Here is a 24,289-nt window from a genome sequence, read left to right as displayed (position 1 = left end):
AACCCAACCCGCCCCGCCAAACCCTCAACCCAGCTGTTGCCGCTGCCGTTGCTCCGGCTTAAAAGGCGGGTGCAGGGCCGCAGGCCCTGCAATTCAGAAAACCTTACTTACCCCGCAGGCGGCTGTGCCTGAAGCCGTAGCAGAAATAGATCACGAAACCGACGAACGTCCACACGCCCATCAGCATCCAGTTGTGCATCGTCATCGCCGACAGCAGCGCCAGGCAGCTCAGTACGCCCAGGCTGCAGATCAGCCAGGCCATCGGCATGCGGAACGGGCGCGGCAGGTCCGGCTGGGTGCGGCGCAGGATCAGCACGCCGGCACACACGGCGGCGAACGCGATCAGTGTACCCATCGAGGTCAGCTCACCGAGGATGTCCAGCGGGAACAGCGCCGCCAGCAGCGCGATGCCGATGCCGGTGATCACGGTGTTGATGTGCGGGGTGCGGTACTTCGGGTGGATCTTGGTGAACACCGGCGGCAGCAGGCCGTCGCGGCCCATGATCATGAAGATGCGCGGCTGGCCGATGATCATCACCAGCACCACCGAGGACAGGCCGACCAGCGCGCCGACCTCGACCACCCAGCGCAGCCAGCCCAGCTGCGGATGCGCGGCCACGGCAGTCACCACCGGCTCGTCGGTGCCGAGCAGCTGGAACGGCACCAGCCCGGTCATCACCGCGGCCATCGCGATGTAGAGCACGGTGCAGATCACCAGCGACAGCATCATGCCGAACGGCATGTCGCGCTGCGGATTCTTCGATTCCTGCGCGGCCACCGACACCGCCTCGAAGCCGATGTAGGCGAAGAACACCATCGCCGCGCCACGCAGCACGCCTTCCATGCCGTACTTGCCGGGGCCTTCGTTGGCGGGGATGAACGGCGTCCAGTTGCTGGTGTCCACATACTTCCAGCCGACCACAATGACCAGCAGGATCAGGCCGGTCTTCAGCACGACCATTGCCATGTTCATCGCCGAGGACTTGCTGATGCCGACGTAGCACAGCCAGGTCAGCAGCAGTACCAGCGCAGCGGCCGGCAGGTTGGCGATAGCGCCGGTGGGGCGCAGCTGTGCATCGAGTGGGGCGCTGACCAGCGCCGCCGGTAGATGGATGTCGAACTGGCTGAGCAGGCTGAGGAAATAGCCAGTCCAGCTGACCGCCACCGCCGAGGCGGAGACGCCGTATTCGAGCACCAGCATCCAGCCGATGAACCAGGCCGAGAGCTCGCCGAAGGTGGCGTAGGTGTAGGTGTAGGCGCTGCCGGAGACCGGCACCATCGAGGCGAACTCGGCATAGGCCAGCGCGCAGAAAGCGCAGCAGATGGCGGCCAGCACGAAGGACAGCATGATGGCCGGGCCGGCGTGGTTGGCGGCGGCCTGGCCGGTGATGACGAAGATGCCGCCGCCGATCACCGCGCCGATACCCAGGGCGGTCAGGCCCCAGGGGCCGAGGTGGCGGCGCAGGCTCAGGCCGTTGGCGTCTTCATGGGCGGCATGCGGGTGCTTGGTGGCCCACAGTTGCTTGAACATGTGTGGTGGTCTTGTCGAAGCGCGCCATGACCGGCGCGCGAGGAAAACGGACGGGCCGGCGCGAGGCCGGCCCGTAGGCGGATCAGGGCGATTTGGCCAGCTTGCTGTTGCGGATGCCGTAGCCCAGGTAGATCAACAGGCCGAGCAGCGTCCAGCCCACGAACAGGTGCCAGTGCACCACGAACGCCTGCCAGAACAGGAACAGGCAGGTGGCCGCGCCCAGCGGGCAGATGATCCACACCATCGGCACGCGGAACGGGCGATGGATCTCCGGCTTGGAATAGCGCAGCACGAGCACGCCGATGCAGACCGTGGCGAAGGCAAGCAGGGTCCCCATCGACACCAGTTCACCCAGCACGTTCAGCGGCACCAGGCCAGCCAGTGCGGCGGCGATCACGCCGACCACGATGGTGGCGACGTACGGGGTGCGGAAACGGGCGTGGACCTTGCCGAAGAACTTCGGCAGCAGGCCGTCGCGGGAGATGGTGTAGGCGATGCGGGTCTGGCCCATCATCATCACCAGCACCACCGAGGACAGGCCGGCGATGGCGCCGATCTCAACGAACGTCTTCAGCCAGGACAGGGTCGGGTAGGGCTCCAGCGCGGTGGCCACCGGCTTGTCGGTGCCCAGCAGGTGGTACGGCATCATGCCGGTCAGCACCGCACAGACGATGATGTAGACGAGGGTGCACACGGCCAGCGAGCCGAGCAGGCCGATCGGCATGTTGCGCTGCGGGTCCTTGGTTTCACCGGCGGCGGTGGAAACCGCATCGAAGCCGATGTAGGCGAAGAACACGATGGTGGCCGCGCGGAACACGCCGCTCCAGCCGAACTCACCCGGCACGCCGGTGTTTTCCGGAATGAACGGCTGCCAGTTGGCCGGGTCGATGTGGGCCGCGCCGATGCCGATGAACAGGCAGATGACGGTGACCTTGATCGCCACGATGATCGCGTTGACGAAGGCTGACTGGGTCACGCCCACGTACAGCAGGCCGGACACCGCCGCCACGATCAGCACCGCTGGCAGGTTGAACAGCTTGCCGGAGGCGATGAACTCGCTGCCGGTCCAGGCGATGGGCGCGGCACTGAGTGCATCCGGGAACGGCATGTGCAGCGTGGTGGTGATGAAGCTGATCAGGTACGCCGACCAGCCCACCGCGACTGAGGCCGAAGCGAACAGGTATTCCAGCACCAGGCACCAGCCGATGAACCAGGCCATGCCTTCGCCGAGGGTGGCGTAGGAATAGGAGTAGGCACTGCCGGAGACCGGCATCATTGCCGCGAACTCGGCGTAGCACAGGCCCGCCAGGGCGCAGGCGAAGCCGGCGATCACGAACGACAGCATCACTGCCGGGCCAGCATGGTTGGCCGCGGCCTGGCCGGTCAGCACGAAGATACCAGCGCCGATCACCGCACCCACGCCAAGCAGGATGAGGTGTTTAGCCGTGAGGGTCCGTTTCAACGTGGCTTCGCCGTCCAGGCTGCCTTCGATGGGTTCGCCAGCATCGACGTGCCCGGCCGGTTCGACCGGCTTGACCCTCAACAGAGCTTTCAGCATGCAGTACTTCCTAGTGATCGGATGGGGTGGGACGCCGATACGTTGCCGGCAACCCTGGAATGGTGAAGGCCGCGCGAACGGCCCGCTGTACCTTAGCCAAAGCTGAAGCCAACGCACAAGCGCAATCGCAACAATGAACGGCGATAATGAGCAGTATTTTTCCAAACGCCGCCCATTCATGAGCCAGACCGCCGAAACCCTTGCCGTGCTTGACGATCGCCTGCGTGGCCTGCTGCGGGACTATGCCCGCCGCGAGCCTGCCCACGACGCACTGGCTGCCGAATTCGGCACATTGTTGGACGATCCGGAAGATCCGTTCCGCCGCGAGCGCCTGGCCGGCCACTTCACCGCCAGCTGCTGGCTGGTCAGTGCCGATGGCCAGCGCCTGCTGCTGACCCACCACCGCAAGCTGCAGCGCTGGCTGCAGCTGGGCGGCCACGCCGACGGCGACCGCGACCTGGCCCAGGTCGCGCTGAAGGAGGCCGAGGAGGAGTCCGGCCTGAGCGGTCTGGTGCTGGAAGACCCGGCCATCTTCGACATCGACAAGCACTGGATTCCGGAGCGCAAGGACGTACCGGGGCATTGGCACTACGACGTGCGTTTCGTGATCCGGGCGCTGGGTGGCGAGGCCTTCGTGCTCAGCGAGGAGTCGCTGGAGCTGGCCTGGCGGCCGGTGACCGAGGTCGCCGCCGATCCGGAATCGGATGAGTCGATGCAGCGCATGGCGCGCCGGTGGTTGGCGCGCTAGCAACCTGTAGAGCCGAGCCGATGCTCGGCTCGATGCGGGCCGGAACCGCAGCCGAGCATGGGCTCGGCTCTACACGTGCAAGGCGGGATGCGCGTCAATACAGAATGCGCGTCCGCAGCGTGCCTGGAATCGCGGCCAGCTCGTCGCGCACGGCGGCGGCCTGCGCCTCGCTGGCGGTGATGTCGATCACCACGTAACCCACCTTCGGGTCGGTGCGCAGGAACTGGCCGTCGATGTTGACGTTGTGGCGCGAGAAGATCTCGTTGACCTTGGACAGCACGCCCGGCACGTTCTGGTGGATGTGCAGCAGGCGCAGGCTGTCTTCGTGTTCGGGCAGGGTCACTTCCGGGAAGTTGACCGCCGACAGGGTGCTGCCGTTGTCGCTGTAGCGCACCAGCTTGGCCGCCACTTCCACGCCGATGTTGTCCTGCGCTTCCAGCGTGCTGCCGCCGACGTGCGGGGTGAGGATGACGTTGTCGTGGCGGGTCAGCGGCGATTCGAAGATATCGCCGTTGCCCTTCGGCTCGACCGGGAACACGTCCAGCGCGGCGCCACCGACGTGGCCGCTGGCCAGGGCCGCGTCCAGCGCATCGATGTCGACCACGGTGCCGCGCGCGGCGTTGATCAGGTGCGCGCCCTTGCGCATCTTCGCCAGCTCGGTGCTGCCGATCATCCACTGCGTGGACGGGGTCTCCGGCACGTGCAGGGTGACGATGTCGGCGCGCGCCAGCAGGTCGTCCAGGCTGGCCGCTGCACGGGCATTGCCCAGCGCCAGCTTGGTTTCCACGTCGTGGAAGATCACCTGCATGCCCAGCGATTCGGCCAGCACGCCGACCTGGGTGCCGATGTGGCCGTAACCAATGATGCCCAGCGTCTTGCCGCGCACTTCATGGCTGCCGCTGGCTGACTTCGACCAGCCGCCGCGATGGCATTCGGCGTTCTTCTGCGGAATGCCACGGGTCAGCATGATCGCCTCGGCGATCACCAGTTCGGCCACGCTGCGGGTGTTGGAGTAGGGCGCGTTGAACACCGGGATGCCGGCCAGTTCGGCCGCGTCCAGGTCGACCTGGTTGGTGCCGATGCAGAAGCAGCCCACCGCGATCAGGCGCTTGGCCTCGGCCAGCACCTCGGCGCTGAGCTGGGTGCGCGAGCGGATGCCGACGATGTGCGCCTCGGCGATGCGCGCCTTCAATTCGTCCTCGGGCAGTGCCTTGGTGTGCGCCTCGATCTGGCTGTAGCCGGCCGCGCTGAACACCTCCACGGCGGTCTGGCTGACCCCCTCCAGCAACAGCACGCGGATATCCTGCTTCGGGAACGAGGTCTTCTTCGGCGACATGGGGCAACACGGCCAGTGGGACAGGGGCCAACCACTATGCCAGATCGCAGCGCTCATGGTGCGGTGCGCAATTGGTTGCATCCGTAGCTATCTGCCTGCTCGCAGGGCTGGACGCTGGCGCGTGCCGCTGGCACGCTTGCCCGTTCTTCACGCCCCGCGCTGGACCGTCATGACCGATTCCCGCATTGCCTCGCTGCAGCAGGCCTGTCCCGGCCTGAAGCTGAAGACCGACCCGGCCGACCTGGAGCATTACGGGCGCGACTGGACCCGGCGCTGGACGCCGGCGCCGTTGGCGGTCGCACTGCCGGCCACGGTCGAGGAGGTACAGGCGGTGATGCGCTGGAGTGCGGGTGAGGGCGTGCCCGTGGTGCCGTCCGGCGGCCGTACCGGCCTTTCCGGTGGCGCGATGGCGGCCAATGGCGAGCTGGTGCTCAGCCTGGAGCGGATGAACAAGGCGCTGGCCTACGACGCGGTCGATCGCACCCTGGTGGTGCAGGCCGGCATGCCGCTGGAGGCCGTGCACAACGCCGCGCTGGACCACGGCCTGATCTATCCGGTGGATTTCGCTGCACGCGGGTCGTGCACGATCGGCGGCAACATCGCCACCAATGCTGGCGGCATCCGTGTGATCCGCTACGGCAACACCCGCGAGTGGATCGCCGGGCTGAAGGTGGTTACCGCCAGCGGCGAACTGCTGGAGCTCAACAAGGGCCTGATCAAGAACTCCAGCGGCTATGACTTCCGCCAGCTGCTGATCGGTTCGGAAGGCACGCTGGGCGTGATCGTCGAGGCGACAGTGAAACTCACCGATCCGCCGCCAGCCAGCAACGTGATGCTGCTGGCCGTGCCCAGCTTCGAGGTGCTGATGCAGGTGTTCGCCGCGTTCCGCGCGCGCCTGCAGCTGCAGGCCTTCGAGTTCTTCACCGACCGGGCGCTGGAGCACGTGCTGGCGCATGGTGCGCAGGCACCGTTCGACGAGGTGCACCCGTATTACGTGGTCACCGAGTTCGCCGCCAACGACGAAGCGCAGGAAGCGGCGGCGATGGCCGCCTTCGAGGACTGCATGGGCAACGGCTGGGTCAGCGACGGGGTGATCAGCGCCAGCGACGCCCAGGCCGCCCAGCTGTGGCGCCTGCGCGAAGGCATCACCGAATCGCTGGCGCGCTACAAACCTTACAAGAATGATGTCTCGGTGCGGATCTCGGCGATGCCTGCGTTCCTGGCCGAGACCCAGGCACTGATCGGGCAGGCCTACCCACACTTCGACGTGGTCTGGTTCGGCCATATCGGTGACGGCAACCTGCACATCAACGTGCTCAAGCCCGACGACACCAGCGACGCCGATTTCGTGGCGCAGTGTGAACACGTGACCAAGCTGTTGGCGCAGGTGCTGGCCCGGTTCGATGGCAGCATCTCGGCTGAACACGGCATCGGCCTGGTCAAGAAGGGCTACCTGGACAGCACCCGCGGCCCGGCCGAGATCGCCCTGATGAAGGCGGTCAAACGTGCGTTCGATCCCCAAGCGCGGCTGAATCCCGGCAAGCTGTTCGACGTTTGAGCCGGACAAATCCTTCACGCACCCGTTACGCTCCACGCTTCCTCACAACCGGCTTCGAACCGATGACCCGTCCGCTTCTGCTGCTCGCCCTGCTGTCCCTGCCGCTGGCCGGCTTCGCTTCCAGCTTCGCCGGTACGTCGGCCGGTTCGGCCACGGGTGCGTCCTCCGGTTCCTCGGGCAGCAGCTCGGGTGATGACAAGGTGGTGCTGGCTGCACGCGACGATGCGGCTGCATTCGTCGCCAGCGATGGCGAGATTCGTGGCGCCCGCCTGCAGGCCGCACTGGTCCACCTGCGTGAGCAGAGCGCCGCGGCACAGCAGCAGAGCGATCTGGAACTGGCCCGCGCGCTGCTGGCACGTTGATCCAGGCTGCATGACCTCGGCGTCATCGCCTTCTGTAGAGCCGAGCCATGCTCGGCTGCTGTTGCGATCCGCATGCGCCGGGCATTCAGCCGAGCATGGCTCGGCTCTACAGAGGCACAGCGGGCGGTGCGGGTGGATCGCCGCATTGGCGTGGCTGCTCATCCCTTCCGCGCACGCGGCTGATCGCCTGCTGCTTGATCCGTCCGGTCTCGACCCGGCGCAGCAGCAGCTCGCCAGCCAGACCCTGGCCGACGTGCAGTCCCTGCTGCCCGATGGCCTGCTGCGTGCATTGCCGTCACAGGTCCAGGTGCGTTGGCGTGATGACCTGCCGGCCGATGTGCACGGCCGGGCCTTCGCCGGGCGCATCGCCCTGCGTCGCGAGCTGCTGGATGATGCCGTGCCCGGCGCGCGTCGCGCACGCCGCAGCGCGCTGGTACACGAACTGGCCCATGTCGCCGACCGTACGGGGGCGAACTGGTCGCGCAGTGTGCGCTGGCGTGATCTGGCCGGATGGCAGCGCAAGCCCTGGCATCTCGGCCGTGGCGACAACGACTTCCGTGACCGCAGTCCCGATGCGTATGAACTGAAGGACCCGGCCGAGTACCTGGCGGTGAACGCCGAGCATTTCCTGCTGGACGCTGAGTTCGCCTGCCGGCGTCCGGCGCTGGCGCAGTGGTACCAGGTCCATTTCGGAACCCCGCCATCGCTGCCGCAGTCGCACTGCGCTACGACGCTGCCCTTGCTCCAGGCCGACTCAGAAGAGGGTGCCGCATCGCTGCTGCAGCTCGACCCCGCGCGTGTCTATGCCGTGGACTACCTGTTCGCCGAAGGCAGTGCGCAGCCGATGAGCCGCTGGGGCCACAGCATGCTGCGGCTGGTGATCTGCCGGCCCGGCCGCACGCCGGGGCCGGACTGCCGCCTGGACCTGGAGTACCACCGCGTGCTGTCGTTCCGCGCGTTCGTCGGCGATGTGCAGATTTCCAACTGGCGTGGCCTGACCGGTGGCTACCCGTCGCGCCTGTTCGTGCTGCCGCTGCAGCAGGTGGTGGACGAGTACACCAAGGTGGAGCTGCGGGGGGTGCAGTCGCTGCCGTTGCAGTTGTCGCCCGGCGAGATCGCCACCCTGCTCGAGCGCACTGCACAGGTGCACTGGAGCTATGACGGGCGCTATTACTTCGTCGGCAACAACTGCGCGGTGGAAACCGCAAAGCTGCTGCAGGCGGGTGTGCCGCGCCTGGGTGAGGCGGGCCTGGCCCAGCAGAGTCCACGCGGGTTGAAGCGTCGGCTGTCCAGGCTGCATGTGCTGGACGAGCAGGTGCTCACGGACCGCAATGCAGCGCAGGCGCAGGGGTACTACTTTGCTTCGGCGCGCGACCACTACCAGCAGTTGTTCGCGGTGGCGAGCTCACAGCTGGGGCTGCCGGTGCGCGATGTGCGCGGCTGGCTGAAGTTGCCCGCACCGCAGCGTGCGCCGTGGCTGCTGCAGGGTGACCTGCGTGCCAGCGCCGGGCTGCTGCTGCTGGAGCAGGCGGCGCAACGCCGCGCCGAACTGCGCGCGCGCGATGTGCTGAAACGGCGCCTTCTGGCCGCACCGGCCAGTGCCGAGACGCGCGGCCTGCGCCAGCTGCTGGAGCAGGGTGGGCAATGGTTGCGCCCGGGTACGCTACTGGCGGACGGTGGCTATGGGTTGCCGCTGGTCGATGAGCAGGCGGTGCTGGCCAAAGCGGTTGCCACCGCCAGCGCACAGGCGGTGCCGGCCTGGCAGGCGCTGCGCGTGCAGCTGCGTCAGCAGTTGCCGGCAGGCCAGCGCAACGAGATGGATGCGATCGATGCCAACCTCGCCGCACTCGGCGCGCGCCTGCGGGAACAGGCGGCCGCACCCGCTACTGGCGCGGCAGTTCGATGACGAAACGGCTGCCACCGGCGTTGCCCGCCGTGCAGTAGACGCGGCCGCCGTGCGCGTCGGCGATGGCCTTGACCACCGCCAGGCCGAGGCCACTGCCGCCGCCCTGGCGTGAACGCGAACCGTCGGCACGCATGAACGGGCTGAAGATGTCGGCGTGCAGCTCCGGATCGATGCCCGGGCCCTCATCCTCGATTGCTACCTGTACATGGCCTGGTGTGTCATGCACGGCAATCCGTACCTTGCCCGGGCTGGCATAGCGACGCGCGTTTTCCAGCAGCGCCAGCAGCGCCTGGCGCAGGCGCGTGGGATCACAGTGCGCGTTGTGTTCCTCGCGGCTGGTTTCCAGCTCCAGCACGAAGCCTGCAGCGCGGAACTGCGGATCGACCAGGGTCATCACCGAATGCACCTCGGCCACCACGTCGGTGCGCGCGCGACGCACGTCCAGCCGCGCATTGTCGGACAGGCTCAGCACGCGAAGATCTTCAATCAGGCGGGACAGCCCTTCGACCTGGGCAAGCAGGCTGCGGAACTGCGACTCGTCCGGCTGGAACACGCCCTCGGCCAGCCCCTGCAGGCGGCCACGCAGGATTGTCACCGGGGTCCGCAATTCATGGGCAATAGCCGCATGCCACATCGCGCGCTCGCTCTCCATGTGCTGCAGGCGGCGCGCCATCGCATTGAAATCCTCGACCAGGGTTGCCACTTCGCCCGGTGAGTTTTCCTCGACGCTGGCGCGCGCACCGAGGTCGCCGCCGGCGAGCGCGCGCACGCTGTCGACCAGCGAATTCAAGGGCGACAGGATGCGATGCGCCAGTCGGAACGAGGCGGCGATGGCCAGTGCCAGGCCGGTCAGGATCACCCCGACCATCCATGCCAGCTCCGGGCCGGTCGGCAGCCAGCTTTCCGGTTCCTCGGCACTGCCGGGGAAGAACTCGACCAGCACCGCGTACAGCAGCCATGACGACAGGATCATCATCACAATGACGCCGATCACCATCAACGACATCGAGACGATGATGTGTCGGCTGAGCCCGGAGCGGCGCAGGTGCGCCATCAGCGGTCGGCCATCAGCCGGTAGCCGACACCGCGCACGCTGGCCGGAACATTGACCATGCCTACTTCGTCCAGTTTGCGGCGCAGCTTGCTGACATGGCTGTCGACGGTGCGTTCCAGCGCTTCGCTTTCCGGCAGGCATTCGTGCATCAGTTCGCTGCGGCTGAAGATGCGGGTCGGCGCCAGCGCCATGCAGTGCAGCAGCTTGAACTCGGTGAGCGTGAGCAGCACTTCGTGGCTGTAGCCTTCGCCCTCCACATGCACGGCATGGGTGGCCGAGTCGATCAGCAGCGGGCCGGCCCGCAGCGCGGTCGGTGCATCCACGCGCGAGGCGCGCAACGTACGCCGCAGCACGGCGCGCACGCGTGCTGCCACTTCGGCCGGATTGAACGGCTTGACCACGTAGTCGTCGGCGCCCATGCGCAGTGCGGTCAGCTTGTCCAGGTCCTGGTCCAGTGCGGTCAGCATGATCACCGGCGTTTCGCCGCGCTGGCGCAGCTGCGTCAGCACGCTCCAGCCATCCAGGCGCGGCAGCTGCACATCGAGCAGGACCAGGTCGGGGCGGGCGCTGCGGTGCAGGTCCAGTGCGCTGTGGCCGTCGGCGGCGCGCAGTGTACGCAGTCCTTCGCGTTCCAGATAGGCGGTGAGAATATCGGCGATCTCGGCCTCATCCTCGACGATCAGGACGAGGGCGGCGAGGGCAGGGGCGGCATGCATGCAGGGGCGGGGCCTTAAGGTGCTTGCCTCCATCGTATCTCCACAGTTCCTCCATCGAAACCCCATCATTGCCACGCACACTTCACGCTTCAGAACCTATCAGCCGCCTGCGCGGCATTGTGCACAGCAATGAGAACCTTCAGGACTCCGGCCACGTTGATCGCGGCCCTCGCCCTGGCCATGACGGCCTGCTCAACCCCCGAAGCTACGCCGGAAGCCACACCGCGTGTCAGCGTGGTCACCGTCGGCCCGCAGGTGGTACAGCGCGATGACGAACTGCCCGGCCGCGTGGCTGCCGTGCGCACCGCACAGATCCGTGCCCAGGTGGGCGGCATCGTGCAACGCCGCCTGTTCGACCAGGGCGCAGAAGTGAGCGCCGGCCAGGCGCTGTTCCAGATCGATCCGGCGGCATTCCGTGCAGACGTGGATTCGGCACTGGCAGCACTTCAGCGCAGCGAAGCGGCGCTGGGCCGCAGCCGCGTGCAGTCACAGCGCCTGCATGCACTGGCGGCCGCGCAGGCGGTCAGCCAGCAGCACCGCGACGATGCCAGTGCCGAGTACGAACAGGCCCGTGCCGCGGTGAACGAGGCGCGCGCGATCCTGGCCCGTCGCCAGCTTGACCTGCGCTATGCCACGGTCAGTGCACCGATTGCCGGCCGCATCGACCAGGCGCTGGTGACCGAAGGCGCACTGGTGGGCGTGGCCGATGCCGAGCCGATGGCGGTGGTGCAGCAGATCGACCAGGTCTACGTCGATGTGCGCCAGCCGGCGGCCCAGCTGGAATCACTGCAGCGCAGCGCTGCCGGTGGCGGCGAGCTGCCGGTGACGATCATCGGTGCGGCCGGCAAGCCGCTGTCCGAGCGTGGCCAGATGCTGTTCTCCGGCATCAACGTCGATGCGCGTACCGGTGATGTGATCCTCCGCATTCTGGTCGACAACCCGCAGCGCCAGCTGCTGCCGGGCATGTACGTGCGCGCGAGGGTGCCGCGTGGTGCGCCGACCAGTGCGCTGACCGTGCCACAGCAGGCCGTGCTGCGCAGCGCCGGTGGCCAGGCCTATGCCTGGGTGATCGGTGGCGATGGCAAGGCGGTGATCCGCACGCTGGAAGTGGACGGTAGTGTCGATCGCCAGTGGCTGGTGCGCACGGGCCTGAAGGCGGGCGAAAAGGTAGTGGTCGAGGGCCAGGAACGCCTGCAGGAAGGCGTGGTGGTCGATGCGCGCGATTGGCAGCTGCCGGTCGCCAGCGCCGGCGCGGTGCAGGCCGGCAGCAAGGGCTGAGCCTCTACCGGGCTGGTCCCTCCAGGGAAATCCAACATGGCACGTTTCTTCATCGATCGCCCGGTGTTCGCCTGGGTGCTGGCGATCTTCATCATCCTGGCTGGCGTACTGGCGATCCCACGGCTGGCCGTTGAGCGCTATCCGGCGGTGGCGCCACCCAGTGTCAGCATCTATGCCAGCTACCCCGGTGCCAGCCCGCAGACGCTGAATGATGCGGTGGTCGGCCTGATCGAGCGCGAGCTGTCCAGCGTCAAGCACCTGCTGTACTTCGAATCGTCGGTGGACACTTCCGGTGAAGCGTCGATCACTGCCACCTTCAAGCCCGGCACCAATCCGGAGCTGGCGCAGGTGGACGTGCAGAACCGGATCAAGGCGATCGAACCGCGCCTGCCGCGCAGCGTCCGCCAGAACGGCCTGTTCGTGGAGGCCGCCGATTCCGGTTTCCTGATGCTGGTCGGCCTGCGTTCGCCCGATGCCAGCGTCAGCGAAGCCGCGCTGGGCGACTTCATGGCGCGCAACATCATCGAAGAGCTGCGCCGCATCGATGGCGTCGGCCGCGTGCAGCTGTTCGGCGCCGAGCAAGCGATGCGTGTGTGGCTGGACCCGACCCGGTTGACCGGCTACGGCCTGACCATGGGCGACGTCGCCGCCGCCATCGAGCAGCAGAACCTGGAGATCTCGCCGGGACGCATCGGCGATTCGCCGGGTGTGCCGGGCCAGCGCATTACCGTGCCGTTGAGTGCCGACGGCCAACTGTCCACGCCGGAACAGTTCGCTGCCATCGTGCTGCGCGCCGGGGCCGACGGCTCGCGGGTGCTGCTGGGCGATGTCGCCCGCGTCGAGCTGGGCGCCCAGAGCTATGCCTGGGGCACCCGCGAGGACGGCTATCCGGCCACCGCCGCCGGCGTGCAGCTGCGTCCTGGCGCGAACGCGGTGCGCACCGCGTCGGCGGTGCGTGAGCGCATGGCCGAGCTGGCACCGCTGCTGCCGCGCGGCGTGGAAGCGAGCATTCCGTTCGATACCGCGCCGTTCGTCAAGATCTCGATCCAGAAGGTGGTGCAGACGCTGCTGGAGGCGATGCTGCTGGTGTTCGCGGTGATGTACCTGTTCCTGCAGAACTGGCGCTACACGCTGATCCCGGCGCTGGTCGCACCGATCGCACTGCTGGGCACCTTCGCTGTGATGCTGGCGCTGGGCTTCTCGATCAACGTGCTGACCATGTTCGGCATGGTGCTGGCAATCGGCATCATCGTCGACGACGCGATCGTGGTGGTCGAGGGCGTGGAACGGATCATGGCCGAAGAAGGGCTGCCGCCGCGCGAGGCCACCATCAAGGCGATGCGTGAGCTGACCGGCGCAGTGATCGGCATCACCCTGGTGTTGACCGCGGTGTTCATCCCGATGGCGTTGGCCAGCGGCTCGGTGGGCGCGATCTACCGCCAGTTCACCGTGGCGATGGCGGTGTCGATCCTGTTCTCGGCGCTGCTGGCATTGAGCCTGACGCCGGCGCTGTGCGCGACGCTGCTGCGCCCGAACAGCCATGGCCATCATGGTCGTGGTGGGCTGTTCGGCGCCTTCAACCGTGGCTTCGAGGCGATGACCGGGCGCTACCAGCGTGGCGTGGCCTCCGTGCTGCAGCGAAGCGGGCGGGTGATGGGCGTGTTCGCCGCACTGGTAGTGGCGCTGTTGCTGGGCCTGCACTGGTTGCCGGGTGCATTCCTGCCGGAAGAAGACCAGGGCTATTTCATGACCTCGATCCAGCTGCCGGCCGAAGCCACCGCCGAGCGCACGCTGGCCGTGGTCGAAGCCTACGAACGGCATGTGGCGTCACGCCCGGGCATCGGCTCCAACCAGTCGATCCTCGGCTACAGCTTCTCCGGGTCCGGCCCGAGCGCGGCGCTGACCTACACCATGCTGAAGGACTGGGGCGAGCGTGCAGGAGCCACCGCGGCCGGCGAAGTGGAGGCCGCGCAGAAGGCGATGGCGACGATTGCCGAGGGCGAGGTGATGAGCGTGATGCCGCCGGCCATCGACAGCCTGGGACGCTCCTCCGGCTTCTCACTGGCGCTGCAGGCGCGCACCGGGCAGAGCCAGGCAGAGCTGCGCGCGGCCCTGCAGCAGCTGCTGAAGCTGGCCGAGGCCAGTCCGCTGCTGTCGGAGGTGCATGCCGATGGCCTGCCAGCAGGCACCAGCGTGCGGCTGGACATCGACCGCGCCAAGGCCGAGGCGATGGGCGTGGGGTTCGAGCAGATCAGCAGCACGCTGTCGGCGGCGATGGGCTCGCAGTACGTCAACGACTTCCCCAACAAGGGCCGGCTGCAACAAGTGATCCTGCAGGCCGATGCACCGCACCGGATGGAGCTGGAAGATGTGCTGAAGCTGTACGTTCGCAACAGCGAAGGCGGCATGGTGGCGTTGTCGGAACTGGTGACGCCGCACTGGACCGAGGCGCCGTTGCAGCTGCAGCGCTATCTCGGCTTCCCGGCGCTGAACCTGTCCGGCGCACCGGCCTTCGGCGTGTCGACCGGCCAGGCCATTGAGGAGATGGAGCGGTTGGCGCAGAAGCTGCCGTCCGGCTTTGCCCTGCAGTGGACCAGCCAGTCGCTGCAGGAGCGGGAGTCGGGGGCGCAGGCACCGTGGCTGCTGTTGTTGTCGATGCTGGTGGTGTTCCTGGTGCTGGCGGCTCTCTATGAGAGCTGGTCGATCCCGCTGGCGGTGATGCTGGTGGTGCCGCTGGGCCTGCTCGGTGCGGTCGCCGCGGTGCTGCTGCGGGGCATGCCCAACGACGTGTTCTTCAAGGTCGGCATGATCACCGTGATCGGGCTGTCGGCGAAGAACGCGATCCTCATCGTCGAGTTCGCGCGACAGCTGCAGCAGCAGGGTCGCGGCCTGGTCGAGGCGGCATTGGAAGCGGCCAGGTTGCGCCTGCGGCCGATCGTGATGACCTCGCTGGCATTCGCGCTGGGCGTGGTGCCGCTGATGCTGGCGCAGGGCGCGTCGAAGGAAACCCAGCAGGCGATTGGAACCGGTGTGTTCGGCGGCATGGTCAGTGCGACCGTGCTGGCGGTGTTCTTCGTACCGGTCTTCTATGTAGTAGTGCAGGGCGCGCGGCAGTGGATCGCGCAACGCCTGCGCAGGCGCCGGCCGATGCCGGAAGGATCCGTGGATGGAACGGAACATCGTTGAAGATCTGCATGAACAACAGTTGATGGTGCTGGAGCAGCGCCTGTGCGCAGCGTTGCTGGAAAATGATCACGATGCGCTGACCGCGCTGGTATCGCCGGCCTTGTTCATGATGGATGGCCAAGGCGGGCGCATGCTCGATCTGCCGTGGCTGGGCGATTGGCTGGCCGGCGGCCTGCAGGTACGAAGCCTGCATCTGCACGCAGTTGAAACGCTGCTGTGTGGTCGCCTGGCACTGCTGTCCAGCAACGTGCGGTTGTCAGTGTGGCAGCAGGACCAGGAGCGTGAAGTGAAGCTGCGCCTGTTGCGCGTCTGGACCTGCAGTTCCGGCGGCAGTGGCGCACAGCTGCTGTCGATGGCGGTGCTGGCCGCCTGAGTGCGGTCAGGCCGCTTTCAGGCCCCGCTCACCGGCAGATGGTAGGGTCGAGCCTCTCTGTAGTGTCGACAAGGAGTCGAGCCATGCGTGTAGTTCCCAGTCTGTTGGCAGCCTCCCTCGGGGTGGTGCTGGCTGCGTGCCAGCCGGCCCAGGCACCCGCTGCGGGCGGCAATGACACCCCGCCTGCCACGCCGCAGCCAAGTGCCAGCACCGAAGGTGGCAGCGAGACCGCCTACCAGTGTGGTGATCTCAGCGTGCGCGCGACCTTCAATGGCGAGGATGCAGCCACGGTGGTGATCGGCGACCGCACCTTCGCCATGACCTCCGAACGCGCGGCATCCGGCGCCAAGTATGGCGATGGCCAGGGCAACAGCTTCTGGACCAGGGGCAGCGATGACGGCCTGTTGAGCCTGAAGGGCGAAGCCGATCGCGAGTGCCATGCGGTCGAAGCCACTGAAGGCGATGGCAGTGCCGGCAATGCTGCGTTCCGTGCCACCGGCAATGAGCCCGGCTGGCTGGCAGTTGTCGACGGCGACACGCCGGGCTTGCAGGTGGAAGTGGATTATGGTGAGCGTCGCTTCGATGTCGCCAAGCCCACCGAAGGTGCTGATGGCTGGAGTGGCAAGGCATCCGATGGCACCGACGTCAAGCTCAGCTTCCAGCGCACGACCTGCCAGGACGACATGAGTGGCGAGGCGTTCGATGCCAAGGTGAACCTGACCATCGGCACCCGCCAGTACCACGGCTGCGGCAATTTCGGCGCGAAGCAGCCGTAAGCTACCTGTAGAGCCGAGCCACGCTCGGCTGCAGTCCCTGTCCAACGCACAGCAGCCGAGCGTGGGCTCGGTGCTACACGACTGCTACATCCGATGGCCTACCTGCGGCGAATGCGCCGCAGGCAGGGACAGGCAGCCGATCAGCGCGAGGCGATTAGTCGGCACGGCCCGCGAATTCGCCGGTGGCGGTGTTCACCAGCACGCGTTCGCCGTTGACGATGTACTCCGGCACCATGATCTCGATGCCGGTGTTGAGCTTGGCCGGCTTCGGGCGCTTGGTGGCGGTGCCACCCTTCAGTTCCGGCGGGGTTTCGATCACTTCCAGCACCACCGAGGCCGGCAGCTGGATCGCCACCGGCTGCTCGTCGATGACCTGCACGTAGATGCCGGTCAGGCCGTCGGTGATGTAGCCGGCGTCATCGCCGATCACGTCCGCGTCCAGGGTGTAGGGGGTGTAGTCCTCGTCATCGAGGAACACGAAGGCATCGCCATCCTTGTACGAATAGGTGGACTGGCGGCGCAGCAGTTCGACCTCGACCAGGTTGTCGTCGGCATCGAAGCTGGCGTCGAGCTTGTTGCCGCCCGGCACGCTGTACATGATGAAGCGGAAGCGGACGTTGCCGCCGCGACCCTGCGGCGAGCTGCGTTCGATGTCGCGGATCTGGTACACGCCGTTGTTGTACTCGACGACGTTGCCCTTCTTGATGTCGTTGGCTTTCATGGTGATCTAGGTCGTTGGGGGAGGGCGCCGTCCCGGCGCCCGGGGGAATCACTTCGGAGCGAGGCGGGTAGCGCCGTCCAGGCGGATGGTCTCGCCGTTGAGGTAGGTGTTGCCAAGGATGAAGCCGACCAGGCTGGCGAAGTCTTCCGGCTTGCCCAGACGCGACGGGAACGGGATCGAGGCGGCCAGCGACTGCTGCACGGCCTCGGGCATGCCATCGACCATCGGCGTCCAGAACACGCCCGGGGCGATGGTGTTGACGCGGATGCCAAAGCGCGACAGTTCGCGCGCCATCGGCAGCGTCATCGAGACCACGCCGCCCTTGCTGGCGGCATACGCGGCCTGGCCGATCTGGCCTTCATAGGCAGCGATGCTGGCGGTGTTGATGATCACGCCGCGCTCGCCGTCGGTACCGGCTTCGTTGTGCTGCATGCGATTGGCCGCGGCCTTGGCGACGTTGAAGCTGCCGACCAGGTTGACCATCACCGTGCCCTGGAAGCCAGCCAGCGGCATCGGGCCTTCCTTGCCCAGCACGCGGCCGGCGCCGAGGATGCCGGCACAGTTCATCGCCACGTTCAGGCCGCCGAGGAAGTCGTGGGCCTGGTCGATGGCCGCAGCCACGGCCGCCTCATCGCTGACGTTGACGTTGAAGTAGCGGGCCTTGTCGGCAACCAGCCCGGCAACGGCGACTGCACCCTTGTCGTCGTTGAGGTCGAACAGGGCCACCTTGCCGCCCTGGGCGACGAGGTGCTGGGCCACGGCCAGGCCGAGGCCGGAGACGCCGCCAGTGATCACGGCACGTACGGAAGACAGCTGCATTGAACGGTCCTGCAGGTTCGAGAACCGCCGATTCTAACGGAAGCCGCGACCGCCGCTGTTGTGCACTGCGCCGCCTTTGCGGGGCGGCGCAGTGCGGTGGTCAACCGGCCGCGGCCAGTGCCTGCCCGGTACGGCTTGCGGTGGCGCGTCCGAGCAGGCCGGCCAGCCAGCGGCCGGTATCGGCCAGTGCCGGCAGGTCCACGCCGCTGTCGAGGCCCAGGCCCTGCAGCAGGTAGACCACGTCTTCGCTGGCGACGTTGCCGCTGGCGCCCTTGGCATATGGGCAGCCACCGGCACCAGACACCGCGCTGTCGACCACGCGCACGCCTTCTTCCAGGCAGGTGGCGATGTTGGCGATGGCCTGGCCGTAGGTGTCGTGGAAATGCACGGCCAGCGCCGCCATCGGGATCTCGGCGGCGACCGCCTGCAGCATCGCCCGTGCCTTGCGCGGGGTGCCGACGCCGATGGTGTCGCCCAGCGAGATTTCGTAACAGCCCATCTGGTGCAGGGCACGTGCGACGCGCACCACGTCAGTCAGCGGTACCTCGCCCTGGTAAGGACAGCCAAGCACGGTGGAGACGTAGCCGCGCACGCGCACACCATCGGCGGCGGCGCGGCGCAGGATCGGCTCGAACCGGGCCAGCGATTCGTCGATGCCGGCATTGGTGTTGGTGCGGTTGAACGCCTCGGACGCGGCGGTGAACACCGCTACTTCCTCCACGCCGACCGCACGGGCACGGTCGTAGCCCTGTTCGTTCGGCACCAGTACCGGGTAGTGGATGCCCGGCCGGCGCTGGATGCCGGCGTAGACCTCGGCGGCATCGGCCAGCTGCGGGATCCACTTCGGGCTGACGAAGCTGGTCGCCTCGATGCTGCGCAGGCCGGTGGCCGACAGGCGGTTGATCAGTTCGATCTTGTCGGCGGTGGAGACCGACTGCTTTTCGTTCTGCAGGCCGTCACGCGGGCCGACCTCGACGATGCGGACGTAGTCGCTCATGCGGTTGCCCCGTTGGCAGGGCGGTGGCAGACCGCCTCGATGTTGTTGCCGTCGGGGTCGAGCACGAAGGCGCCGTAGTAATCCGGGTGGTACCAGGGGCGCAGGCCCGGGGCGCCATTGTCGCGGCCACCGGCGGCGAGCGCGGCGGCATGGAAGGCGTCCACCTGGGCGCGGCTGGCGCAGGCAAAAGCCACGTGCACGCCGTGGCTGGCAGTGCGGCCATTGCCAAGCCAGAAGAACGGCTTGCCGTCGTTGCCGAAGCCGATGTGGTCGTGGGCGCCGGTCTGTTCGGCGGTCACTTCCATCACCACGCCGATCTGCAACGGCGCCAGTGCCTGCAGGAAGAAGGCCTTGCTGCGCGCCAGGTCGGCGCTGGTCAAACCAAGATGATCGAGCATGTTCAGGCTTCCGTGACCCAGTGGGGGGCGCGCTTGTCGAGGAAGGCACCCAGGCCTTCCTGGCCTTCGGCGGACACCCGCAGGCGCGCGATCAGGGCGGCATTATCGCGATCCAGGGTGTCGCGGTCATGGCTGTCGCGGACCTGGCGCACCAGCTGCTTGGCGGTGGACGAGGCGATCGGGCCGGCCTTGTCGAGCAGGGCCAGCTGGCGTTGCACGGCCTCGTCCAGGCGTTCAGGCTCGACCAGTTGGTGGACCAGGCCGATGCGCAGCGCGGTGTCGGCGTCGAAATGCTCGCCGGTGGCGAACCAGCGGCGAGCCTGGCGGGGGCCGATGGCCTCGATCACATAGGGCGAGATCACCGCCGGCAGCAGGCCGAGGCGGCTTTCGGTCAGGCCGAAGCGGGCCGAGGTGCTGGCGATGGCGATGTCGCAGCAGGCAACCAGGCCGACGCCACCGCCGAAGGCCGCGCCGTGGACCCGGGCCAGGGTCGGCTTGGGCAGCTCGTCCAGGGTGCGCATCAGCCGTGCCAGCGCCAGCGAGTCCTCGCGGTTGTCGGCCTCGCTGGCCGCCGCCATGCCGCGCATCCACTGCATGTCCGCACCAGCCGAGAAGGAGGTGCCGTGGCCGGCCATCACCACGGCCCGGACCGAATCATCGCGGCCGGCGGCCTCCAGTGCGGCGGTCAGCCGGGCGATCAGGCTGGCGTCAAAGGCGTTGTGCAGCTCCGGCCGGTTCAGCCAGAGGGTGAGGGCGGCGCCGCTGCGCTCGATCTGCAAAGCATCGTTCATGGGATTCCAGGGTCACTCCATACCTGTATGGATCATAGCGGGCCATTGGTCATGGGCCATGACGCGACGCGGGAATGTTAGAATCGAGAACCATTTACATCCAGCAGAGAACACGCTAGATGACGCTGTCCGAACTGCCGCTGCACACCTCGGCCGTGGTCGAGTCCGTGCAGGACCTGCATGCCAACGATGCCATCGCCCGTCGCCTGCGCGAGCTGGGTTTCGTGAAGGGCGAGGAAGTACGCCTGGTGGCCAAGGGCCCGGTGGGGGGAGAGCCGCTGCTGGTGCAGGTCGGGTTCACCCGTTTCGCGCTGCGGATCAGTGAAGCCAAGCGGGTCGTGGTCGACGCCGCCAGCCAGGAACGACGCGCATGACTGCTACTGCCACTACCGCCCCCCTGCGCGTTGCGCTGGTCGGTAACCCCAACAGCGGCAAGACCGCTCTGTTCAACCAGCTGACCGGCAGCCGGCAGAAGGTTGCCAACTACACCGGCGTCACCGTCGAGCGCAAGGAAGGCCGCCTGCGTGCGCCGTCCGGCCGCGAGTTCGCGGTACTCGACCTTCCGGGGGCCTACAGCCTGCATCCGGCCAGCCTGGACGAGGCGATCACCCGCGACCTGTGCCGGGGCTTCTATCCGGGCGAAGCCGCGCCGGATGTGCTGCTGTGCGTGATCGACGCCACCAACCTGCGCCTGCACCTGCGTTTCGCGCTGGAACTGCGCGAGCTGGGCAAGCCGATGGTGGTGGCGCTGAACATGGTTGATGCGGCCCAGCGCCGTGGCATCCAGGTGGATGTGGCCGCGCTGGAGCGCGAGCTGGGCGTCCCGGTGGTGGAGACCGTGGCGGTGCGCAAGCAGGGCGCCAAGGCCCTGGTCGAGCGCCTCGATGCGATGGTGCCGCACCTGGATGCGCCGGTGCCGGGCCCGGAAGGTGGCATCGACTACCACGCCAAGGTGCGCGAGATCCTGTCGGTGGCCGTGCGCATGCCGGCGCGGACCGCGAAGATCGATGACGCGCTGGACCGCTGGCTGCTGCACCCCGTGTTCGGCCTGGTCAGCCTGGCGGTGGTGATGTTCCTGATCTTCCAGGCGGTGTACGCCTGGGCGACGCCGTTGATGGACGGCATCGAAGCCGGCTTTGCCTGGCTGGGCGAGTTTGTCGGCAGCGTGCTGCCGGAAGGTCCGCTGGCCAGCCTGCTGACCGACGGCATCATCGCCGGTGTCGGTGGCGTGGTGGTGTTCCTGCCGCAGATCCTGATCCTGTTCTTCTTCATCCTCGTGCTGGAGGAGTCCGGTTACCTGCCGCGCGCTGCGTTCCTGCTCGACCGCATGATGGCCGCCGCCGGGTTGTCCGGCCGCTCGTTCATCCCGCTGCTGTCCAGCTTTGCCTGCGCAGTGCCGGGCATCATGTCCACGCGCAGCATCCAGGACCCACGTGACCGCCTGGCCACGATCCTGGTGGCGCCGTTGATGACCTGTTCCGCACGCTTGCCGGTGTACGCGCTGCTGATTGGTGCGTTCATTCCGCAGAAGACGGTGTGGGGCGTGTTCAACCAGCAGGGGCTGGTCCTGTTCGGCCTGTACGCCGCCGGTATCCTCAGCGCGCTGGCGATGTCGTGGATCATGAAGAAGTGGCGTCGCGACAAGAGTGAGCATCCGCTGATGCTGGAGCTGCCGTCTTACCGCCTGCCGCATGCGCGTGACCTGGCCGTGGGCCTGTACGAGCGTGGCATGATCTTCCTCAAGCGCGTCGGTGGCATCATCCTGGCGCTGACCATCCTGCTGTGGGTGCTGCTGTCGTTCCCGGCGGCTCCCGCTGGCGCCACGATGCCGGCCATCGACTACAGCTACGCCGGCCAGATCGGCCATGCGATGGCCGTGTTCTTCGCGCCGCTGGGCTTCAACTGGCAGATCTGCATCGCACTGATCCCGGGCCTGGCCGCGCGCGAAGTGGCGGTATCGTCGCTGGCCACGGTCTACGCGCTGTCCGCGGCCGATGACGATGCCGCCAGCCAGGCGCTGACCCCACTGATCAGCGACGGCTGGTCGCTGGCGACCGCGCTGTCGCTGCTGGTCTGGTACATCTACGCCCCGATGTGCATCTCGACGCTGGCCACCATCAAGCGTGAGACCAATTCGTGGAAGCAGATGGGCTTCGCCGCGTTCTACCTGTTCGCCGCGGCCTATGTGGCTGCGCTGATCACCTACCAGGTGACCAAGGCGCTGGGAGGCGGCTGATGGATACCGGCCTGCTGATCCAGTACCTGATCATCGCGGTGGCCGTGCTGGTCAGTGCCTGGGTGGTGCTGAAGAAGCAGTTCCCGGGCACCGTGCGCACGCTGCGCGGGGCCTTGGCGCTGGCCCTGCTGAAGCCGGGTCGCCCCGGCTGGATGCAGGCGCTGGGGCGGAAGATCGCGCCGTCGGCGACTGGAGGTGGTGGTGCCTGTGGTGGTTGTGACAGCTGCGGGCCAACTCCACCGAAGCAGCACTGACGCTGCTTTTCCTGCGCTGGTGGGTGCGAACCCTGGTTCGCACGCTTGCGGGGTTCATTCCACGCATGGCGTGGATCTACTAGACCTCTTTGCGGATGATCGCCCGGAAGCGACCATCCTGGTTCAATCGCCGCACCGATTCCCGGTTTCCATGGGTTGCCGCAAAGCCGGCCACGTCGGCAAGGGCAAAGAGCAGCAGGCCTTTCAGCGCGCCGCGGTTGCCGGCCTGCAGCAGATCTTCAAGATCCTGCTGGATGAAGGTCCGGCGCAGGCCCGGCGTTTCTTCGATCCGCCAGTCGACATGGGGCGTGGGAATGCTGGAGCGGTACCTGAAGGCCGTTTCAAGATCGTCAGGCGCGAGCGGATACTCGAGCAGCTCTGGAAAGTAGAGTCCAGCATTCACATAGAAGCCCCGGTTTTCGTTGGCGCGTTGGTGATTCACGACAAGCAGGGCGGCATCCAGCAAGCGGTAGCGGGTCGTAGACGTTCCGGCAAAGCCGGTCTTCCTGGCGCACTTGCTGAAGACGGTCGAGGATTTCATGGGTTCTGCCTGGGCCGGAAGACGGGCCACAGCCTTGAGGCGCAGTGCCTGACGGTCAATTGGCAAACGCGACATCCGGAACACTGGCCAGCATTTCATCCACGCATGGCGTGGATCTACCGGGCGCGTGAGCCCAGCTCTGCTGCCAGCGCCAGCCACCGATTGCGTTGCTCCGGCGAGCTGCTGCGTACCGCGCCCACGCGGCTGACCCGCACCGGGCGGATGCCGCAGAACTGCAGGATGGTGGCGCGGATCTGGCTGATGCCCGGGTCGCGGTAGATCCAGCGGTAATACCAGGGCGGCGTGTCCAGGGTGGTGATCACCCGTGCGCTGCGTCCGGCCAGCAGCCGGTCCCACCACACCGAATCGCGCCGGTAGCGGAAGGCGTACCCCGGCAGCAGCACGCGATCGAAGAAGCCCTTCAGCAGGGCCGGCATTGCACCCCACCAGGTGGGGTAGACCAGCACCAGATGATCGCAGGCTTCGATCGCCTCGGCGGCGTCCTGCAGATCGGCTTCAAGTGGCTGGATCTGGCGGTAGCCGTGGCGCAGCACCGGGTCGAATTCAAGGTCGCCCAGTGCGATCAGGCGCACCCGGTGGCCGGCATTCTCCGCGGCCGTGGCATAGCGTTGGGCGAGGGCACCACACAGGCTGTCACGGTCAGGATGGCCGAGCAGGATCAGGACGGAACGGGACACGGCAACCTCGGGCAATGGAAAGTGCGCGAGGTTGGGGTCTGCCCCAGGGGCAGAGTCAAACCGGGGTGGTGCAGCCGCTGGGATCCAGGATGCAGTCGCCGCTGCCGGAGTGCAGCCACTGCTGCAGTTCGGCGCTGACCTGCTGCAGGGCGAGCTCGACCTGCGCCAGCCGAGCCCGTTCGCTGGCAATGCGTGTGCGCTGCTGTTCCAGCAAGGCCAGCACCGCAGGCCAGTCGAGCCGCCCGTCGCGGCCCTGCAGGCGCGAGATCGCGGCCAGGCTGATGCCCAGCCCCAGTGCCTGTCGGATCAGCTGCACCCAGGCCACGTCCTGTTCGCTGTAGTCGCGATAGCGGTTCAGGCGTGGCACCGGCGGCAGCAGTCCGCGCGCCTCGTACAGGCGGATGGCCTTGGTGCTGGCACCGGTCAGGCGGCTGACTTCGGAGATGCGCATC

General features: G+C 67.3%; 24 protein-coding genes. 11 read left to right on the top strand and 13 right to left on the bottom strand.

From position 1 onward, the window contains the following. Positions 1–103: 103 nt before the first annotated feature. Together G5A07_RS09715 and G5A07_RS09710 are read right to left on the bottom strand one after the other, a co-directional pair. Positions 104–1,531 carry an amino acid permease gene (locus G5A07_RS09715; RefSeq protein ID WP_010482555.1) on the bottom strand — a complete coding sequence of 476 codons (1,428 nt, stop codon included), beginning with the start codon at positions 1,529–1,531 and terminating at the stop codon, positions 104–106. A gap of 82 nt (positions 1,532–1,613) precedes the next feature. Beyond that, positions 1,614–3,089 carry an amino acid permease gene (locus G5A07_RS09710; protein ID WP_010482554.1) on the bottom strand — a complete coding sequence of 492 codons (1,476 nt, stop codon included), beginning with the start codon at positions 3,087–3,089 and terminating at the stop codon, positions 1,614–1,616. Between the two features lie 133 nt (positions 3,090–3,222). Between G5A07_RS09710 and G5A07_RS09705 the strand changes: the two genes are divergently transcribed. After that, entirely contained in the window at positions 3,223–3,837 is a 615-nt protein-coding gene (locus G5A07_RS09705; RefSeq protein WP_191863226.1) for an NUDIX hydrolase, read from the top strand. A gap of 94 nt (positions 3,838–3,931) precedes the next feature. Here the strand turns inward: G5A07_RS09705 and serA are convergent, their stop codons facing one another. Next, the gene (serA, locus tag G5A07_RS09700) at positions 3,932–5,173 is read right to left on the bottom strand and encodes a phosphoglycerate dehydrogenase (RefSeq protein ID WP_019661444.1); all 1,242 of its coding nucleotides are present in this window, start codon (positions 5,171–5,173) and stop codon (positions 3,932–3,934) included. 169 nt (positions 5,174–5,342) lie between these two features. Between serA and G5A07_RS09695 the strand changes: the two genes are divergently transcribed. From G5A07_RS09695 to G5A07_RS09685, 3 genes are all read left to right on the top strand, one after another. Next, positions 5,343–6,731, top strand: a complete 1,389-nt coding sequence (locus G5A07_RS09695; protein ID WP_191863225.1) for an FAD-binding oxidoreductase — start codon at positions 5,343–5,345, stop codon at positions 6,729–6,731. A 62-nt stretch (positions 6,732–6,793) separates the two neighbouring features. Further along, the gene (locus tag G5A07_RS09690; RefSeq protein WP_010482550.1) at positions 6,794–7,093 is read left to right on the top strand and encodes a DUF2388 domain-containing protein; all 300 of its coding nucleotides are present in this window, start codon (positions 6,794–6,796) and stop codon (positions 7,091–7,093) included. A gap of 145 nt (positions 7,094–7,238) precedes the next feature. After that, positions 7,239–8,999, top strand: coding sequence for a DUF4105 domain-containing protein (locus tag G5A07_RS09685; RefSeq protein ID WP_191863224.1), 1,761 nt, complete (start codon positions 7,239–7,241; stop codon positions 8,997–8,999). Here G5A07_RS09685 and G5A07_RS09680 read toward each other — a convergent pair. Next, positions 8,977–10,053 carry an ATP-binding protein gene (locus tag G5A07_RS09680; protein WP_019338525.1) on the bottom strand — a complete coding sequence of 359 codons (1,077 nt, stop codon included), beginning with the start codon at positions 10,051–10,053 and terminating at the stop codon, positions 8,977–8,979. The genes G5A07_RS09685 and G5A07_RS09680 overlap by 23 nt on opposite strands. Beyond that, a complete protein-coding gene (locus tag G5A07_RS09675) occupies positions 10,053–10,769 on the bottom strand; it encodes a response regulator (protein ID WP_020424480.1) in 717 nt (238 codons plus the stop codon). Before G5A07_RS09675 ends, G5A07_RS09680 begins: the two co-directional genes overlap by 1 nt. 129 nt (positions 10,770–10,898) lie before the next feature. On the opposite strand from G5A07_RS09675, the gene G5A07_RS09670 reads away from it, so the two are divergent. From G5A07_RS09670 to G5A07_RS09655, 4 genes are all read left to right on the top strand, one after another. Further along, the gene (locus G5A07_RS09670; protein ID WP_191863223.1) at positions 10,899–12,047 is read left to right on the top strand and encodes an efflux RND transporter periplasmic adaptor subunit; all 1,149 of its coding nucleotides are present in this window, start codon (positions 10,899–10,901) and stop codon (positions 12,045–12,047) included. A 36-nt stretch (positions 12,048–12,083) separates the two neighbouring features. Next, complete coding sequence (locus tag G5A07_RS09665; RefSeq protein WP_191863222.1) at positions 12,084–15,233, top strand: multidrug efflux RND transporter permease subunit; 3,150 nt, start codon at positions 12,084–12,086, stop codon at positions 15,231–15,233. After that, positions 15,214–15,606: a nuclear transport factor 2 family protein gene (locus G5A07_RS09660; protein WP_191863221.1), complete on the top strand. Its 393-nt coding sequence runs from the start codon at positions 15,214–15,216 to the stop codon at positions 15,604–15,606. The genes G5A07_RS09665 and G5A07_RS09660 overlap by 20 nt, the downstream gene beginning before the upstream one ends. 83 nt (positions 15,607–15,689) lie before the next feature. After that, entirely contained in the window at positions 15,690–16,382 is a 693-nt protein-coding gene (locus G5A07_RS09655; RefSeq protein WP_191863220.1) for an MliC family protein, read from the top strand. 154 nt (positions 16,383–16,536) lie between these two features. Here the strand turns inward: G5A07_RS09655 and yeiP are convergent, their stop codons facing one another. The 5 genes from yeiP to G5A07_RS09630 all read right to left on the bottom strand — a co-directional run bounded on the left by yeiP (position 16,537) and on the right by G5A07_RS09630 (position 20,108). Beyond that, positions 16,537–17,103 (bottom strand): elongation factor P-like protein YeiP, encoded by a 567-nt coding sequence (gene yeiP, locus G5A07_RS09650; protein ID WP_005409468.1) that lies wholly within the window; start codon positions 17,101–17,103, stop codon positions 16,537–16,539. A 48-nt stretch (positions 17,104–17,151) separates the two neighbouring features. Next, a complete protein-coding gene (locus G5A07_RS09645; protein WP_191863219.1) occupies positions 17,152–17,922 on the bottom strand; it encodes an SDR family oxidoreductase in 771 nt (256 codons plus the stop codon). A gap of 100 nt (positions 17,923–18,022) precedes the next feature. After that, entirely contained in the window at positions 18,023–18,919 is an 897-nt protein-coding gene (locus tag G5A07_RS09640) for a hydroxymethylglutaryl-CoA lyase (RefSeq protein WP_191863218.1), read from the bottom strand. Beyond that, positions 18,916–19,317 (bottom strand): VOC family protein, encoded by a 402-nt coding sequence (locus tag G5A07_RS09635; RefSeq protein WP_191863217.1) that lies wholly within the window; start codon positions 19,315–19,317, stop codon positions 18,916–18,918. The genes G5A07_RS09640 and G5A07_RS09635 overlap by 4 nt, the downstream gene beginning before the upstream one ends. A gap of 2 nt (positions 19,318–19,319) precedes the next feature. Next, complete coding sequence (locus tag G5A07_RS09630) at positions 19,320–20,108, bottom strand: enoyl-CoA hydratase/isomerase family protein (protein WP_010482535.1); 789 nt, start codon at positions 20,106–20,108, stop codon at positions 19,320–19,322. A gap of 119 nt (positions 20,109–20,227) precedes the next feature. On the opposite strand from G5A07_RS09630, the gene G5A07_RS09625 reads away from it, so the two are divergent. Genes G5A07_RS09625 through G5A07_RS09615 form a run of 3 tightly spaced genes read left to right on the top strand, consistent with a single transcriptional unit; the run spans position 20,228 to position 22,598 of the window. Further along, positions 20,228–20,482, top strand: a complete 255-nt coding sequence (locus tag G5A07_RS09625; protein ID WP_005409473.1) for a FeoA family protein — start codon at positions 20,228–20,230, stop codon at positions 20,480–20,482. Further along, a complete protein-coding gene (locus tag G5A07_RS09620) occupies positions 20,479–22,344 on the top strand; it encodes a ferrous iron transporter B (protein WP_049481564.1) in 1,866 nt (621 codons plus the stop codon). The genes G5A07_RS09625 and G5A07_RS09620 overlap by 4 nt, the downstream gene beginning before the upstream one ends. Next, a complete protein-coding gene (locus G5A07_RS09615) occupies positions 22,344–22,598 on the top strand; it encodes a DUF6587 family protein (RefSeq protein WP_191863216.1) in 255 nt (84 codons plus the stop codon). The genes G5A07_RS09620 and G5A07_RS09615 overlap by 1 nt, the downstream gene beginning before the upstream one ends. A gap of 79 nt (positions 22,599–22,677) precedes the next feature. Here G5A07_RS09615 and G5A07_RS09610 read toward each other — a convergent pair whose 3' ends face one another. The 3 genes from G5A07_RS09610 to G5A07_RS09600 form a co-directional block, all read right to left on the bottom strand. Beyond that, positions 22,678–23,139: a DUF4304 domain-containing protein gene (locus G5A07_RS09610; RefSeq protein WP_191863215.1), complete on the bottom strand. Its 462-nt coding sequence runs from the start codon at positions 23,137–23,139 to the stop codon at positions 22,678–22,680. Between the two features lie 116 nt (positions 23,140–23,255). After that, positions 23,256–23,837 carry an NAD(P)H-dependent oxidoreductase gene (locus G5A07_RS09605; RefSeq protein ID WP_049453514.1) on the bottom strand — a complete coding sequence of 194 codons (582 nt, stop codon included), beginning with the start codon at positions 23,835–23,837 and terminating at the stop codon, positions 23,256–23,258. 55 nt (positions 23,838–23,892) lie between these two features. Continuing rightward, entirely contained in the window at positions 23,893–24,288 is a 396-nt protein-coding gene (locus tag G5A07_RS09600) for a MerR family transcriptional regulator (protein WP_191863214.1), read from the bottom strand. Between the last annotated feature and the right edge of the window lies 1 nt (position 24,289).

This window comes from Stenotrophomonas sp. AS012628 (assembly GCF_010608305.1).
GTDB classification, from domain to species: Bacteria; Pseudomonadota; Gammaproteobacteria; order Xanthomonadales; family Xanthomonadaceae; genus Stenotrophomonas; species Stenotrophomonas geniculata.
Note: the sequence above shows the minus strand (reverse complement) of the source record. Positions and strands in the feature narration are given on the sequence as shown.